Raw genomic sequence first — 16,670 nt, 5'->3', positions numbered from 1 at the left:
AGTCGATGCCGGGAACCCTCCCATGTACCGCGGGGCTTGTCCAGTCAGGTATCGCTCAGCGCTACGTCAGCGGCCCTGGCCTTGCCGCGCCCGGCCAGGCGCATCACCACGACGAAGAACACCGGCACGAACACCACGGCGAAGGTGGCGCTGAGCATGCCGCCGATCACCCCGGTACCGATCGCCTGCTGGCTGGCCGAACTGGCGCCGCTGGCGATGGCCAGGGGCACCACGCCGAGGATGAAGGCCAGCGAGGTCATCACGATCGGGCGCAGGCGCAGGCGTGCGGCCTGGATCGCGGCGTCCGCCGCATCGACGCCCTGGTCCACCAGGTCCTTGGCGAACTCGATGATCAGGATGGCGTTCTTCGCCGACAGGCCGATCAAGGTGATCAGGCCGACCTTGAAGAACACGTCGTTGGGCAGCCCGCGCAGCGTCACGGCCAGCACCGCGCCAAGCACGCCCAGCGGCACCACCAGCAGCACCGCGGTGGGGATCGACCAGCTCTCGTACAGCGCCGCCAGGCACAGGAACACCACCAGCAGCGACAGCGCCATCAGCAGCGGCGCCTGGCTGCCGGATAGCCGCTCCTGCAGCGACAGGCCAGTCCATTCGAGGCCGCTGCCAGCCGGCAGCTGGGCCACGATGCGCTCGATCTCGGCCATGGCCTCGCCGGAGCTGAAGCCGGGCGCCGGCTCGCCGGAGATCGACACCGCCGGGTAGCCGTTGTAGCGGGTCAACTGCACCGGACCGCTCTGCCAGTGGGCGCTGACGAAGGCGCCCAGCGGCACCATCTTGCCGCTGGCGTTGCGCACGTGGATCTTCAGCAGGTCCTCGATCTGGCTGCGCTGGTCGCCTTCGGCCTGCACCACCACCCGCTGCATGCGGCCCTGGTTGGGGAAGTCGTTGACGTAGTTCGAGCCCACCGCCGTGTCGAGCACCGCGCCGATGTCGGCGAACGACACGCCCAGGGCGTTGGCCTGGCGACGATCCACCTCCAGCTCCACCTGCGGACTTTCGGCCAGCGAGGCCTCGCGCACGTTGACCAGCACCTTGCTCTTGCGTGCCTCATCCAGGAGCTGGTCGCGGGCCTGCATCAACTCGTTGTAGCCCATGCCGCCACGGTCCTGCAGGCGGAACTCGAAGCCGGTCGATTCGCCCAGGCCGTCCACCGGCGGCGGCAGCACCGCGTAGGCGATGGCGTCCTTGAGCTGGGTGAAGGCCAGCGTGGCGCGGTCGGCGATGGACTGCGCGCTGTCGTCATGGCCACGTTCGGACCAGTCCTTGAGCGTGGTGAAGGCCAGCGCCGCGTTCTGCCCGCTGCCCGAGAAGCTGAAACCGAGGATCAACGTGGTGTTGGCCACGCCCGGCTCCTGGCCGTTGTGCGCCTCGATCTGCTTGGCCACCTCGATGGTACGGGCCTGGCTGGCGCCGGGCGGCAGCTGGATGTCGGTGATGGTGTAGCCCTGGTCCTCGGTGGGCAGGAACGCGGTGGGCAGCTGGCTGAAGCCATAGACCAGCGCGCCGACCAGCGCGGCGTACACCAGCAGGTAGCGGCCGCTGCGCGCCAGGGCGTGGCCGACCCAGCGCTGGTAGCCGTTGCTCATGCCCTCGAAGCGGCGGTTGAACCAGCCGAAGAAGCCCTTGCGCTCGTGGTGCTCGCCCTTTTCCAGCGGTTTGAGCAGGGTGGCGCACAGGGCGGGGGTCAGGCTCAGGGCGAGGAACGCCGAGAACAGGATCGACACCGCCATCGACACCGAGAACTGCTGGTAGATGACGCCCACCGAGCCCTTCATGAAAGCCATCGGCAGGAATACCGCCACCAGTACCAGGGTGATGCCGACGATGGCGCCGCTGATCTGGCCCATGGCCTTGCGCGTGGCCGCCTTGGGGGGCAGGCCTTCCTCGGCCATGATCCGCTCGACGTTCTCCACCACCACGATGGCGTCGTCCACCAGGATGCCGATGGCCAGCACCATGCCGAACAGCGTCAGCACGTTGACCGAGAAGCCCAGCGCGTTCATCACCGCGAAGGTGCCCATCAGCGCGACCGGCACCACCAGGGTCGGGATCAGGGTGTAGCGCAGGTTCTGCAGGAACAGGAACATCACCGCGAACACCAGCACCATGGCTTCGAACAGGGTGTTGATCACCTGCTTGATCGAGACCTTGACGAATGGCGAGGTGTCGTAGGGGATGTCGTACTTCACCCCGGCCGGGAAGTAGCGCGACAGCTCGTCGAGCTTGGCCTTGACCAGGCTGGCGGTCTCCATGGCGTTGGCGCCCGGCGACAGCTTGACGCTGAAGGCGCTGGTGGCCTTGCCGTTCAGGCGGGTGCCGTACTGGTATTCCTGGGCACCGATCTCCACCCGGGCGACGTCGCCGACGGTGACCGTCGAGCCATCGGCGTTGGCGCGCAGGACGATGGCGGCGAACTCCTCGGGCGTGCTCAGTTGCCCCTTGACCACCACGTTGGCGGTGATTTCCTGGGTCGGCCGGCTCGGCAGGTCGCCGATGCTGCCCGGCGCCACCTGGGCGTTCTGCGCGGCGATGGCCTCGGCCACGTCGTTGGGCGTGAGGTTGAAACCGACCAGCTTGGCCGGATCGATCCAGATGCGCATGGCGCGCTCCGAGCCATACAGCTGGGCCTTGCCGACGCCCTTGATGCGGCGGATCTCGTTCATCACGTTGCGCGCGAGGATATCCGACAGGGCGATCTCGTCGAGGCTGCCGTCCTCGGAGGTGAGGGTGGCCAGCAGCAGGAAACCGGTGGATACCTTTTCTACCTGCAAGCCTTGCTGCGTGACTGGGCGCGGCAGGCGTGACTCGATCACCTTGAGGCGGTTCTGCACGTCGACCTGGGCCAGGTCCGGGTTGGTGCCGGGCTGGAAGCTGGCGGTGATGGTGGCGCTGCCCAGGCTGCTCTGCGATTCGAAATACAGCAGGTTGTCGGCGCCATTGAGCTCCTGCTCGATGATGCTGACCACGCTTTCGTCCATGGTCGCCGCCGAGGCGCCTGGGTAGACGGCGTAGATTTCCACCTGCGGCGGCGCCACGTCGGGGTACTGGGCCACCGGCAGCTGCGGGATGGCCAGGGCGCCGACCAGGAGGATGAACAGGGCGACCACCCAGGCGAACACCGGGCGGTCGATGAAGAACTGCGGCATGGATCAGGCCCTCACTGGCCGTTGTGTTGGGCGACCGCGGCGGCCCCCGGTTGCTCGTCTACCTGCACCTGGTCGCCGGCCTTGACGTGTTGCAGGCCCTCGACCACCACGCGTTCGCCGGGCGCCAGGCCCTCGCTGACGATCCAGCGATCGGCCTGGGCGCTGCCCAGGGTCACCGGGCGTTCGCTGACGCGGTCTTGCTGGTCGACCACCAGCACCTTGGGCACGCCGGCGCTGTCGCGCAGGATGGCGCGCTGCGGCACGCTGATGCCCTTGGGCTGCACGGCCTGTTCCAGGCGCACGCGCACATAGCTGCCAGGCAGCAAATCGAGGTCGGGGTTGGGGAACTCGCTGCGCAGGGTGATCTGGTTGGTGCTCGGGTCGACGCTGATGTCGGAGAACAGCAGCTTGCCGGCCAACGGATAGGCGCTGCCGTCGTCCTGGATCAGCGTGGCCTTGACCTGGTCCTGGCCCACGCGCTGCAGCTCGCCGGCGCGCATCGAACGGCGCAGGGCGTTGAGCTCGCGGGTCGACTGGGTGACATCGGCATGGATCGGATTCAGTTGCTGGATAGTCGCCAGTGGCGTGGTCTCGCTCTGGCCGACCAAGGCCCCTTCGGTCACCAGCGCGCGGCCGATGCGCCCGGAAATCGGCGCGGTGACGGTGGCATAGCCCAGGTTCAGGCGTGCGCGCTCCAGCGCGGCCTTCGCCTCGGCGACGGCGGCATCGGCCTGGAGGAAGGCGGCGCGGGCATTGTCGTACTCCTGGCGGCTGACCGCCTTGTCGTCGACCAGCTCGCGGTAGCGCTGCTCCTGCAGGCGCGCCTGGTACAGGGTCGCCTCGGCCTTGGCCAGGGTGGCGCGGGCGCTGTCGAAGTCAGCCTTGAACGGCGCCGGGTCGATGAGGAACAAGACATCGCCCTGCTTCACGTCGCTGCCTTCGCGGTACACGCGCTTGAGCACCACGCCGGCGACCCGGGCGCGGACCTCGGCGGTGCGCGGGGCGAGGATGCGGCCGCTGAGCTCGGTGCTGATCGCCAGTGGCTGCTCGGCCAGGGTTTCGACCCGTACCTGGGGGGCAGGGGCCTGTTCTTCCTGTTCGGTGGCGTCATTGCAGCCGGCCAGGACAAGGGACAGCGCCAGCAGCGCCACGGGGCGCAGGCGCGGAGTGCGGAAAGTGGACATACGGATCTTCCGGAATTGATCGAGCGTATGCTAAGGCAGCCGTTCGCGCACTCGCTGTGAAGCTGTGTAGGGCGTATGTGAAAAAGTGTGAACGAGCGACGGTGCCCGGCGCAGGATTCTATATCCTGCCTCACTTCACTTTCTGTTCAAACACCCTTATGCCGAACATTCTCCTGGTCGAAGACGACAGCGCGCTGTCCGAGCTGATTGCCAGCTACCTGCAACGCAACGATTTCCATGTCCGGGTGATTGCCCGGGGCGACCATGTGCTCGACGAGTTTCGACGACAGAAACCGGACCTGGTGATTCTCGACCTGATGCTTCCGGGGCTGGACGGCCTGCAGGTGTGCCGCCTGCTGCGCCAGGAGTCGCAGGGCCTGCCGATCCTGATGCTGACGGCGCGCGATGACAGCCACGATCAGGTGCTGGGGCTGGAAATGGGCGCCGACGACTACGTCACCAAGCCCTGCGAGCCCCGCGTGCTGCTGGCGCGGGTGCGCACCCTGCTGCGCCGCAGCAGCGTCAACGAACCGCGCCTGGACAGCGACTTGATCCAGATCGGCGGCCTGCGCATCGACCTGGCCGAGCGCACGGTCAGCTGGCGGGGCGAAGAAGTCGAGCTGTCCAGCGGTGAGTACAACCTGCTGGTGGTGCTGGCGCGCAACGCCGGCGAGGTGATGAGCCGCGACCGGATTCTCCAGCAGTTGCGCGGCATCGAGTTCAACGGCACCGACCGTTCGGTGGACGTGGCCATCTCCAAGCTGCGCCGGCGCTTCGACGACAGCGCCGGCGAGGCGCGCAAGATCAAGACCGTGTGGGGCAAGGGGTATCTGTTCAGCCGAGTCGAGTGGGAGTACTGACAGGCCATGCTCAAGATCCTGGTGCGGCTGTACCTGGTGATCATCGTCGCCTATGCCGGGGCGATCGCGCTGATCCCCGACACCATCGTCGGGCTGTTCCATGAGCGCTTCATGGCCTACAACCTCGAGCAGGCCAAGGGTGTGCAGACCCTGATCGTGCGCCAGTTCCAGCAGGCCCCGCGAGCGCAGTGGCCAGCGGTGGAAAAGGACCTGGCCGCTGCGTTCGCGCCACTCGAAGTGCGCTTGCTGCGCACCGACGAAGCGGGCCTGGACGCTGACGAGCAGGCGCGTTTCGCCAAGGGCCTGTATGCCGTGCGCATGGCCGACTGGGGTTACTACGAAACTGTGCTGGCACCACTGGACAAGGACTGGCTGGTGCGCCTGCATTCGCCGGACGATCCCCTGGACATCAACGTGCTGTCCTGGGGCGTGACGGTGCTGATCGGCGCGGCCATGCTCGGCTGCCTGCTGCTGTGGGTCTGGCCGCACTGGCGCGACCTGGAACGCTTGAAGGAGACCGCCCGGCGCCTGGGGCGCGGCGAGATGTCGGAACGCACGCATATTTCGCCACGTTCGAACATCGGCGAATTGGCGGGGGTGTTCGACACCATGGCCAGCGACCTGGAGCGTCACGTCAACCAGCAGCGCGAGTTGCTCAACGCGGTCTCCCACGAATTGCGCACGCCACTGACACGCCTGGATTTCGGCCTGGTGCTGCTGTTCGACGAGGTGCCCCCGGCCAGCCGCAAGCGCCTGCTGGGGCTGGTCGGCCATGTGCGCGAACTGGATGAACTGGTGCTCGAGCTGCTGTCCTACAGCCGTCTGGAAAGCGCCGACCAGGCTCGCGAGCGGGTCGAGGTGTCGTTGTTGGAACTGGTGGACAGCGTGCTTGGCGGCTTTGCCGAAGAGCTCGACAACCGTGGCATCCGCTGGGAGGTGCGCTGTGAAACCGACCTGCCACGTTTTGTCCTCGATCCACGGCTGACCGCCCGCGCGGTGCAGAACCTGGTGCGCAATGCCATGCGCTACTGCGACGAGAGCCTGCTGTTGCGCCTGCGCCTGGAAGGGGATGGCGCCTGCCTGGTGACCGTGGAGGATGATGGCATTGGCATTCCGGTCGAGGAGCGTGAGCGGATCTTCCAGCCGTTCTACCGCCTGGATCGTAGCCGTGATCGCAATACCGGTGGATTCGGACTGGGATTGGCGATCAGCCGGCGTGCCATCGAAGGGCAGGGCGGGACGCTGACGGTGGCGCAGTCGGCGTTGGGTGGGGCGCAGTTCAGGATTCGCCTGCCCGCGGGTTGATGCAGCGCCTGGGCCGGCCTCATCGCGGGGCAAGCCCGCTCCCACGCTGATGATGGAGACTGGTGTGGGAGCGGGCTTGCCCCGCGATGCTCATTGTCCAGACAGGCTTGCCGACCAAGTCACGAAGCGGTCCTTGCCCGTGTGCTTGGCCTCGTACAACGCCTGGTCCGCCCTGATCAGTGCCATGCTCAGGGTATCGCCGCTGCCGATCCGGGCCAGGCCGATGCTGATGGTCACCGGGTGCGCAGACAAGTCCTCACGCACTCTCTGGCACAGCGCCGCGACCTGTCGCTCGGCGCTGGACTCGTCCAGCCCCTGGAAGAAGATCGCGAACTCCTCGCCGCCCAGCCGGGCGATCTCATGCCCGATCATCGCCGCCTTGATATGCGCCGCCACACGCTTGAGCACTTCATCACCCACGTCGTGGCCGAAGCGGTCGTTGACCTGCTTGAAGTTGTCGATATCGATCATCGCCAGGAACTGCCCGGCGTCCGCCTGACGCAGTTGCTTCTCGGCCTTGGCCATGAACGAGCGGCGGTTGGGGATTTCGGTCAGGGCGTCGATGTAGGCCTGCTCCAGCAGCACCTTGGTCAGGTAGAAGTTGTGCAGCTTGGCCTGGCGGATGCGCAGGTAGCTGTAGATCACCAGGCCACTGAGGAACAGCGCGTAGCTGATCAGCATCGCGCCCTCGAACTCCAGGGCATCGATGTGGGTGTGCAGGAACGGGTTGAGCATGATCCAACTGATGCCAAGGGCACAGAAGAACGACCAGCGTCGGACCGGCAGTACCGAGACGGCATAGAGCACCGTCGAGGCGCCGAGCACCAGCCACAGCGGACGCAGGACGATCGGAATGCCCTCGATCACCAGGCGCATGGCCAGGGTGATCACTGCCACGAACAACAGGTTGAGCACGTCGAAATGCTGGCTCTTGCGGGTGAAGCCCAGGACCACGCAGAGGCTGCACAGCAGGGCGATGAATACCCCCGACAGCCAGGTGAAACCCTGGCCGCCGAGGTAGCTGACGATCAGGTCGAAGATCAGCCAGATGGCGATGCCGATGCAGAAGATCAGCAGGCAGAAGCGGCGCATGGCCTCGAATTCGTGCTGGCGGAACTCGGCGCGCAGGGCGGCGGGGGCGACCTGTTGGCGGATGTGGGCTTCGAGGGTTTTGTACATGCTGGAGGATACCCTCGGCTATTGTGTTGTTCATGCCGGCCCTATCGCGGGGCAAGCCCGCTCCCACAAAGGCTGGATGGTGGTATGCGTGGGAGCGGGCTTGCCCCGCGATGACATTCGATCAGGCGGTTGGTTTCAATCCCTGGAAAGCGTCCCCTTGGCCCAGGGCCGATAGCGCAGGGCGAACACCGCTTCGGTGTGGCAACCTTCACTCAGCGCCGGCTGCGCCGGTTGCGCACGGAAGGGTTGTCCAGGCTGGCTGACCTGGCGAAACGCCTCGCGCACGATACCCACCCGGCAGGGCAGGGCCTGTTCGTAACCCTTTCGCACCAGCGGCGCCAGGCGACCGGTGCCGGCGCCGTCCTGCCACCACACGTGCAGGCCAAGGCTCGCCAGCTGGTCCAGCCACGCGCCATTGACCCGAGGTGACAGCTGGCCGGCGCTGAAGGCACTGATATGCAGGGGCTTGTCCAGTTGCCGGTTGAACGCCTGCAACTGTGTATAGAGCGCGTCGCGCCTGGCCGCATCGCGAAAGTGCAGGTCGTCCAGCTCCAGCGGCAGGTACCAGCCGGACACCGGCAGCGCCCAGTCGGCCTTCAGCTGCTGGTACTGGGTAAGGGAGCGGCCCAGCTGGGCTTTGAAGTAGCTGTTCAGTCCCTCGCCGTCCAGCTGTTCCAGGCGTTGGTAATAGGCTGGGTCCATGTACAGGCCCAGCACCAGTTCCAGGCCCTGTGCCCGCGCCTCGCGCAGGCTGTTCGCGAGCCAGCCGTGGGCGCCGCCGAAGTCGCTATCACCGTAGGCGCTCCACTGCACGATCAGCGTCTTGCCACCCTGGGCCATGGTGGCGCGCCACAGTTGCTGCCACTGGGCCGGGGTCACGCTGGCGTCGCGGTTGAGCGGTTGGTAGAACAGGCGCTGGTCGGCCTGCGTGGGCAGGCACAGGGCGAGCAGGCAGACTGCCAGGAACTTGCGCATCAGAATGTCATCTCCACGCCCAGCAGCACGCCGTTGGCGCCCTCATAAAGGTTGCCACCCAGCGATTGCTGATACTCGGCGCGCACTTTCAGCGAGCCGCGGTAGGCGTTGTAGCGGTCATCGTCGAACCACCACTGCCAGCGTACGCCGACCCCGGCGCGGGCGTCCTGGCGCCAGTCGTTGCTCGGATCCTGGCTGGCGAACTCGAGGAAACCGTAGGGCATGATCGTCTGCGGCGACTGGCCGGGCAGTTTCCAGGCATGGCCCTGCTGGAAGCGCGATAGCCACGCATGATCGCCGGCGCGGGTCCACCAGGCGGCGTCGAGGTAGAGGAAGCGCTCGTCCCAGTCGTCCTCGTCGACACGCCAGTCGTTGCGATACCGGCCTTGGTCCAGGAACGAAGCGGTGGCGCGCAGCAGCAGGTCGTTGCTCGACTCGGCGTTGTGGCGCAGGTCGCCCCAGTTGCCGCCAACCTTGGCCGGGCTGAGCAGCTCGCCCAGGCTCAGGCCGCTGTAGTGCTCGCTGTCGACCTGGCGCTGGTGGTAGAGCTCGGCGTAGAGGTTGAGGTTGGCCTGGCCGAACGGCTTGTAGCGCAGGCCCACGCCGGTGCCCATGCTCTGGGCGTAGTCGGTGCGGCTCTGGCCACCGAACAGCACCCGGCCGTACACCGACAGGGTACTGCCGTTGCGGCTGGGTTCTTCACCCAAGGCGTGGTCCCACATGGCCAACTGCACATTCTGCGAGCGCGCCCGGCGCGAGGCGCCGTCGCGCTCGCCGGTTTCGAGGAACTTGTCGTTGGTCGAGGTGCCGGCCGGTGACCAGGTGCTGGCCAGGGTGATGGTGTCGCGGCGCGACAGGGCCTCGTGGGCGCGGCGCTGGCGGTACTTGCGAGCCTCGAGGCTGCCGTACTCGTCATCGCCGTCCACCAGGTTCTGCTCTACGTCCAATACCCGGCGCAGCTCGCGGCGGGCCGAGGCGCTGTCCTCGGCTTCGTCGTAGCGCAGCGCCAGGGTCTCGCCCAGGCGGTAGTCCTCGGGGAAGTCGCGGGTGGCGCGCTCCAGGTAGGGAATGGACTGACGCCGTTGCTGCTTGTCCGCCGCGCCGGCCAGGCGCATGCCGTAGTCGGCGCGGTAGCGTGGTTGCTCGGGCGCCAGGCGCACGGCCTCGGCCAGCCATGCCGTGCTCTGGGCGCTGTCACCAGCCTGCTGGGCGGTGCCGGCGGCGGCGTAGTAGTGATCGGCACGCGGGTTGTGGCGCAGGGCTTCGCGCTGGAACGCCAGGGCCTGCTGGGTGTCGCCCTGGCGCTGGGCAATGGCGGCCCCCAGCGCCCAGTCGTCGGCGCTGTGGTGGGCGGCGGCGTCCCAGTGGCGGCGGGCGGCGTTGGCATCGCCTGCGTTGAGGGCGCCTCGGGCGGCGGTCAGACGGGCATTGTCGGACCAGGCACTGGCCGGCAGGCTGTTCCAGATCGGCAGAGCGCTCTCGGAGTCGCCGGAGGCCTCCAGGGCATAGGCCAATGGCAGCCGGCTGGCCGTGTCGCCGAGGCGCTCGGCGGCCTGGTAGTAGACCACCGCCTCGCCGGGCTGGTCGGGCATCGCGCAGCGGCCCAGGGCACGGAACTGGCCGGCTTCGCTGGGCTTGGCCGGGATCGCCTGGCGCACGGCATCGCACTGGCCAGCCTCGGCCAGGCGGCCGAGCAACTGGCTGCGGGTCGCCGGGTCGACCCGGGGTATCAGGGCCAGCATGCGCGGGCTGTTCAGCGGACCGTCGTTGCGTGCGTAGAGATTGCCCAGGCGCTGTAGCAACGAAGGCGTCAGGTGACCTTGACGGCGATCGTAGGCCTGTTCCAGCAGCTGTCGCGCATGCTCGGACCGCCCGCGTTCGAGCAGCATGAAGCTGGCTTGCTCCAGCGCCGCGAGATCGCCTGTCTGTCGATAGCGCTGCTCCCACTGTGCGGGTGTGCGTGGTTGCGCCGGTTGCGGTGGGTCGCCATACAAGCGCTGCCTGAGGATCGCGTATGAGCGCTGGTTGTCGCTGGCCTGGCACTGGGCGAGCTGTTCGCGAGCCAGTTGCAGGTCCTTGCGCGACAGCCAGTCGACGGTTTCCAGGCAGGGGCGCTGCAGTTCATTGCTCAGACGCCGCACCAGGGGCGCGTCGTCGCCTTCGCGGGCCAGTTCCCACAGCTGCTGGCGTTGTTCGGGCTGTTGCAACTGATCCTGCGGCAGGCTTTGCAGCCAGCGCTCTGCCTGCTGGTTGTGGCCCATGGCGATGGCGCGGTTGGCCATGGCCAGGCGCGTACGGTTCGCGGCCTCTGGCGATGGCGCGCTGGCCAGTAGCTTGTTGAGGTGGTCTTCATCGACTTGCTGCACATAGGCGTTGGCCAGGCGCTGCCAGTCTTCGGCGGGCAACTGGCCCTTGTCGGCCAATGGCTGCAGTTGGTCGATGGTTTCGCCCCAGTTGCGCAGCTGTTCGGCGAAGTTGGCCCGGGTCAGGCGCAGCACCATGCCGTCGTCGCGCACCGGCAACTGGTTGAGCCAGTCCAGCGCCTTGGCGGCGCCGCCGAACTTGGCCAGGCTGACGCTGTAGGCCTGCCACAGGCGCACGCGCTGCTGGCCCTGGCTGCCGGCCAGCCAGGTCTCGACCTGGCCAGGTGACGGTGGATCCTGCTCGATCCAGGTCAGGCGCAATTCGAGCAGGGCGTCGGCGTGCTCGGGGTTGTCGTCGAGGTCCTCGGCGATCGCCTCGGCTTCCTTGTAGCGGCGTTGATGGGCCAGGGACTCGGCCAGCAGGGCGCGGGCTTCGTTGTTGTTGGGCACGCGCTTGAGCACGTGTCGGGTCAGGCGCTCGACCTCGGGCCAGTTGTCCTTCTGTGCCTCGCGATAGCCGCGCTCCATGAACGGATAGCTGGTGAAACGCTGAAAGTCGGTCATCGGCGCAGTGGGCGCGGCCAGGGTGGAGGAACACAGCAACAGGCTGGCCAATGTCAGGGAAAGACGGGGCGTCATGCCACCTCCCGGGTCAGGTCATAGGCGGCCTGCTGTTCGCTGGCCTGCTCGACGAGGGCTTGCTGCAGCACAGCCTCGGTGATGATGCCGCGGGCGATCAGGTGTTCGCCCAGGCTCTGGTGCTCGGGGTCGAAGTCGATCAGCGCCTGGTTGAACAGCGTCACCGGCACCATGCCACGTACCTGGAGCAGCGCGCCGAGCATCACCTGGTGGGTGCTGACCTTTTCCAGCAGGTCGGCGTCGTCCTGATGGCGCTCCAGGACCTTGAGCATTTCCCGCGTCTCGGGTTTTTGCCAGGGGCTCGGATAGTGGTAGCGCAGGCCAAGCGTGACCCGGCCCTGTGGCGCCAGCCGTGCCCGCACCGGGCGCTTGAGCTGGCGGCTGATCACCCCTAGCGACACCTGGCTGACCGGGCTCTCGCTGGCCAGCACCAGGGTGTCGCCGTCTTCGCCCACGGGCAGCACACCGTAGTGGGTGGCGAGCTTGCGCGGCAGCTTGGCGATCAGTTCGGGCGCGATCTTGAACGGGTTGAGCGGTGCCCAGGGCAGGTCCAGCTGCTCGGCCAGGGCCTCGACCAGTTGCTCGCTGTCGAGCCAGCCGCGCAGCAGCAACTCGCGGCCCAGGCGGCGGCGGACCGGGTTGGTGACGGCCTGCTGCAGTTGCTCGGCGTTGATCAGGCCTTTGTCCACCAGGCGCTGGCCCAGGGGCGTGCGGGCGGGCGAGGCGATGGCGGGGAACTCGTGGGTGGTCTTGTCCCAGGCCACACGGCGCGAGTCGCCCATTTCCATGACTTGGCGCAGCGCCCGCAGGTTGGCGAAGAAGTTGACGAAGTTGCTCCACATCATCCGCGGCGCCGACAGCAGCCCCTCGAAAATGCCGTAATAGCGCGTGACGAACCAGAAGCGCTGGAACAGGCGGTTGAACAGCAGCAGGCCGTTGAGCCAGAGCAGCACGCTGAGCAGCTTGCTGTCGCTGAGAATGGACATGAAGCGCCAGGAGTCCGGTGCGATCACCGTGACCAGCCACATCGCCAGCAGCACCAGCAGCAACAGGTTGACCAAAAAGCTCAGGAGGTAGGCGAACAGCCCGCGGCGGTCACGCCAGAGGAAGTAGTTGAGCGCGCCCTTGCGGCTCCAGCCGAGGTTGCTGGTGCCCTGGAACACGATGCCGACGATCCACCGCGACTTCTGGCGGATGGCGTGCTGCCAGTCGCGGGGGAAGTGCTCGCGCACGCAGATCACCTGGGCGAACTCGCGGCTCATGCCGGGGCGCCATTGCTGCTTCAAGGCCAGGGCCGGGTCGGTGATGGAGTAGCGGGCGAAGATGCACTTCATGCCCTTCTGCTTGAGACGAAAGCCGATGTCGTAGTCCTCGGTCAGGCTCTGCACGTCGAAGGCGATGCCGTCACCTTCCTCCAGCAGCGCGCTGATCGCCCGACGGCTGAAGCAGGTGCCGACCCCGGCGCTGGGCACCTGGCCGGTGAGCGCCTCGCGCACGATCACGTCCTTGCCGTGGTTCTCGGCGAACTCGTCGACGTAGTGGCCGGCGGTGAAGCCCTTCCATTCCGGGGCGTAGGGGTACACCGGAATCTGGATCATGTCCTTGTTCGGCAGCAGGTAGTTGAACAGGCGCAGCTCCATCGGCGAGATGACGTCCTCGGCGTCATGCAGGATGAAACCGGCGAACTCGATGCGCGCGTCCTGCTGGAAGCGCAGGATGGCGTCGATGATGTTGTTCAGGCAGTCGGCCTTGCTGGTCGGGCCGGGGCGGGCGCAGACCACTTTGTGCACGTTGGGATAGTGCAGGCACACGGCGTCTACGTCGGCTTGGGTCTGCGGGTCGTTGGGGTAGGTGCCGACGAAGATCTGGTAGTTCTCGTAGTCGATGGTCGAGGCGGCCAGGCGGGCCATCTCGCCGACCACACCGACTTCGTTCCAGGCCGGGACCATGATCGCCAGAGGCTTTTCCGGCACTTCGAACAGGCGCTTCTCGTCGGCTTTTTCGAACCTGTCGTAGATCCGGAAACGGCGGATCAGCTTGCGGCCCCAGTAGCACAGGTCGATGAACAGGTCGTCCAGACCGAGCAGGAACATCAATGTCGCCAGGACGATGGCCAGGATTTTCAGGCCGAACAGCACATAGGTCAGGAAATCGATGAAAACCAGGCTCATGCGTTGTCTCGCGCGGCGGATTGCTCGGCGAACCAGCGAGTCAGGCGTTCGGCGATACGTTCGCTGGCGTGGCCGTCACCGAAGGGTGTGTAGACCTGTGCCATGCGCGCATAGGCGACCGGGTCGTCCAGCAGTTGGCTGGTTTCGTGGACGATGCGTTCGGTGAGGGTGCCGACCAGCTTGACCGTGCCGCCCTTGAGCACCGCCGGGCGTTCGGTGACCTTGCGCAGCACCAGCACTGGCTTGCCCAGCGCAGGGGCTTCTTCCTGCACGCCGCCGGAGTCGGTGAGGATGATATGGGCGCGGTTCATCAGCCAGACGAAGTGCGGATAGTCCTGGGGCGCGACGAGGTGGATGTTGTCGCGACCGGAGAGCACGCTGTACACCGCATGCTGCACCTGTGGGTTGAGGTGCACGGGGTAGAGGAACTGCACGTCCGGGTAGCGCAGGGCGAGCTCGGCCAGGGCCAGGCAGATGCGTTCGAAACCGCTGCCGAAGTTCTCCCGCCTGTGGCCGGTGATCAGCACCATGCGCTGGTCGTCACGCAGCACGTTGAGCGGCGAGTCCGCGGCCGGGCGCCAGTTGTCGCTCTTGAGTTTGTCGCGCATCCACAGCAAGGCATCGATCACGGTGTTACCGGTGACTTCGATGTGTTCTGGCGGCACGCCCTCACGGATCAGGTTGGCGTCGGAGTCGCGGGTGGGGGTGAAATGCAGGTCGGCGAGCACGCCGGTCAGGCGCCGGTTGGCTTCCTCCGGCCAAGGCTGCTGCAGGTTGCCGGTGCGCAGGCCGGCCTCGACATGGCCGATGGGGATGTGCCGATGGAAGGCGGCCAGCGAGGCGATGAAGCTGGTGGTGGTGTCGCCGTGGACCAGGACGATGTCGGGCTTGACCTGTTCATAGGCTTGGTCGAGCTTGTCGAGCAGGTCGCGGGACAGGCCGTTGAGCGTCTGGTTCTGGGTCATCACCTGCAAATCCTGGTCGACCTTCAGGCCGAAGGCGGTGAGGACTTGTTCGAGCATCTCGCGATGCTGGCCGGTGGAGCAGATATGCAGGTCGACCTCGGGCCATTCGCGCAGGACGCGGGCCAGCGGGGCCATCTTGATCGCTTCCGGGCGGGTACCGAAAACCATCATCACGGTGTAGGCCATCGTGTAGTTCCTCGTTCGATTCCCTGGACGAAGTTGTACGACTTGTCGGCGCTTGCAAGTCATAGATACAAGCAGCGGAATGCGGGGTTGTCCAATGCGCGGCCGGCCCTGCGCAGCGCTTGGCGGCAGTGGCGCGAAGGCCGGATCGGGTCGACGGGGGTGGTGCCGGATGCCAGGGATGGGGTGCTGCTGAAACGTTCATGCTAGCTTTTCTTGATTGAACGGTCAGTCAATAAAGTATTTCTGACTTTTTCTCGTGGCTTTCTTCTTGTAATTTTGTAGGTCTTTTTTCCAGGGAGCTGCACATGCAAGGCAAGGCGCGCAAGGTCGTTCAGGCCATCCTCTATGAAGCCATCGCGGTGGCGTGCGTGGCGCCGGCCCTGGAGTTCGCGTTTGGCGCGGGCATGGCGCAGTCGACCGTGTTGTCGATACTCATGTCGGCCATCGCCATGAGCTGGAACATGGCCTACAACTGGGCGTTCGAGCGGTGGGAGGCACGGCAGCACAAGCGCAACCGTACGTTCCTGCGGCGTCTGTTGCATGCGCTGGGGTTCGAGGGTGGGCTGGTGCTGATTCTCTTGCCGTTGGTGGCTTACTGGCTGGATATCGGTCTATGGGCCGCGCTGGTGACCAATCTGGCCTTGTTCGTGTTCTTCTTCGTTTATGCGTTTGTGTTTCAGTGGGGCTTCGACAAGGTGTTCGATGTACCGGTTTCTGCGCAGGAAGTACCCAAGGGGTGTTGATCAGGTCGGCTTGATCGCCTGTCGAACGCCAGCGTCGGACAAACGGTTCAAGTGCTTAATCCCAAAGTGATATCAAATCGCTTGCACGGCCAAAACCCCGATCTATGCTCAGGATCATCCCGTGGAAACAAGGAGATCCGGCACATGTTCGAGTACCATCGCAAGTCCGACCTGGTCGAGATCCAACGCAGCCGACAGGCCTTGGCGGGCATGGAAGCGAAGCTGGCGGCAATCAGCCGCTCCATGGCGATGATCGAGTTTGCGCCCGACGGCATCATCCTCGATGCCAACGAGAACTTCTGCAATACCATGGGCTACAGCCCCGACGAAATCCGTGGCAAGCACCACCGCATATTCTGTGACCCAGGCTACGCCAAGAGCGCCGAATACCAGCAACTATGGCGTGAGCTGGGGCAAGGCAAGGCCATCAGCGGCACCTTCGAGCGGCTGGATAAATCCGGTCGTGAAGTCTGGCTCGAAGCCAGCTACATGCCGGTCGTCGACGACCGGCAGCAAGTGACCAGTGTGATCAAGGTGGCTGCCGACATTACCCGGCATGTGATCGAGGAACATGAGAGCGACAGCCTGCTCAAGGCGATCGGGCGGTCGATGGCGGTCATCGAGTTCACCCCGGCCGGGCGGGTGATCAAGGCCAACCAGAACTTTCTCGACACCATGGGCTACCGCCTGGATGAAGTGGTGGGGCGCCACCATGGGCTGTTCTGCCTGCCCCACGAGCGTGAATCGGCCCAGTATCGCGAGTTCTGGGCGTCGCTCAACCGTGGCGAGTATCACTCCCATCGCTTCGAGCGCATCAACAAGCAAGGGCAGACCGTCTACCTGGAGGCTTCCTACAACCCGATCTTCGACAATAAAGGGCGCCTCTACAAAGTCGTGAAGTTCGCCAGCGACATCACTCGGCAGGTCAGCACC

General features: G+C 66.0%; 10 protein-coding genes and 1 pseudogene. 4 read left to right on the top strand and 7 right to left on the bottom strand.

What is annotated here, in order from left to right; genetic code table 11:
* Positions 1–44 precede the first annotated feature (44 nt).
* A complete protein-coding gene (locus tag ACYUME_RS14780; RefSeq protein ID WP_460415384.1) occupies positions 45–3,167 on the bottom strand; it encodes a multidrug efflux RND transporter permease subunit in 3,123 nt (1,040 codons plus the stop codon).
* 11 nt (positions 3,168–3,178) lie between these two features.
* Positions 3,179–4,351, bottom strand: a complete 1,173-nt coding sequence (locus tag ACYUME_RS14775) for an efflux RND transporter periplasmic adaptor subunit (protein WP_279887063.1) — start codon at positions 4,349–4,351, stop codon at positions 3,179–3,181.
* 158 nt (positions 4,352–4,509) lie between these two features.
* Between ACYUME_RS14775 and ACYUME_RS14770 the strand changes: the two genes are divergently transcribed.
* Positions 4,510–5,211, top strand: a complete 702-nt coding sequence (locus tag ACYUME_RS14770) for a response regulator transcription factor (RefSeq protein ID WP_279887065.1) — start codon at positions 4,510–4,512, stop codon at positions 5,209–5,211.
* Positions 5,212–5,217: 6 nt separating this feature from the next.
* Positions 5,218–6,516 carry an ATP-binding protein gene (locus ACYUME_RS14765; protein ID WP_460415382.1) on the top strand — a complete coding sequence of 433 codons (1,299 nt, stop codon included), beginning with the start codon at positions 5,218–5,220 and terminating at the stop codon, positions 6,514–6,516.
* Positions 6,517–6,606: 90 nt separating this feature from the next.
* Here ACYUME_RS14765 and ACYUME_RS14760 read toward each other — a convergent pair whose 3' ends face one another.
* From ACYUME_RS14760 to wecB, 5 genes are all read right to left on the bottom strand, one after another.
* Complete coding sequence (locus tag ACYUME_RS14760; RefSeq protein ID WP_460415380.1) at positions 6,607–7,695, bottom strand: GGDEF domain-containing protein; 1,089 nt, start codon at positions 7,693–7,695, stop codon at positions 6,607–6,609.
* A gap of 135 nt (positions 7,696–7,830) precedes the next feature.
* On the bottom strand, positions 7,831–8,670 hold the full coding sequence (locus tag ACYUME_RS14755) for a DUF4434 family protein (protein WP_460415378.1): 840 nt from the start codon (positions 8,668–8,670) through the stop codon (positions 7,831–7,833).
* The gene (locus ACYUME_RS14750) at positions 8,670–11,672 is read right to left on the bottom strand and encodes a phage receptor (RefSeq protein WP_460415377.1); all 3,003 of its coding nucleotides are present in this window, start codon (positions 11,670–11,672) and stop codon (positions 8,670–8,672) included. The genes ACYUME_RS14755 and ACYUME_RS14750 overlap by 1 nt, the downstream gene beginning before the upstream one ends.
* Complete coding sequence (nfrB, locus tag ACYUME_RS14745; RefSeq protein ID WP_460415375.1) at positions 11,669–13,843, bottom strand: cyclic di-3',5'-guanylate-activated glycosyltransferase NfrB; 2,175 nt, start codon at positions 13,841–13,843, stop codon at positions 11,669–11,671. Before nfrB ends, ACYUME_RS14750 begins: the two co-directional genes overlap by 4 nt.
* Positions 13,840–14,994: a non-hydrolyzing UDP-N-acetylglucosamine 2-epimerase gene (wecB, locus tag ACYUME_RS14740; RefSeq protein ID WP_460415373.1), complete on the bottom strand. Its 1,155-nt coding sequence runs from the start codon at positions 14,992–14,994 to the stop codon at positions 13,840–13,842. The genes nfrB and wecB overlap by 4 nt, the downstream gene beginning before the upstream one ends.
* 305 nt (positions 14,995–15,299) lie before the next feature.
* Here wecB and ACYUME_RS14735 point away from each other — a divergent pair, with 305 nt between their 5' ends.
* A complete protein-coding gene (locus ACYUME_RS14735) occupies positions 15,300–15,737 on the top strand; it encodes a PACE efflux transporter (RefSeq protein ID WP_279886564.1) in 438 nt (145 codons plus the stop codon).
* 144 nt (positions 15,738–15,881) lie between these two features.
* A pseudogene (locus ACYUME_RS14730) lies at positions 15,882–16,664 on the top strand (PAS domain-containing protein); the annotation flags it as partial.
* Positions 16,665–16,670 lie beyond the last annotated feature (6 nt).

Source organism: Pseudomonas sp. microsymbiont 2 (genome assembly GCF_054788395.1).
This window is presented reverse-complemented; position numbering and strand designations above follow the sequence as displayed.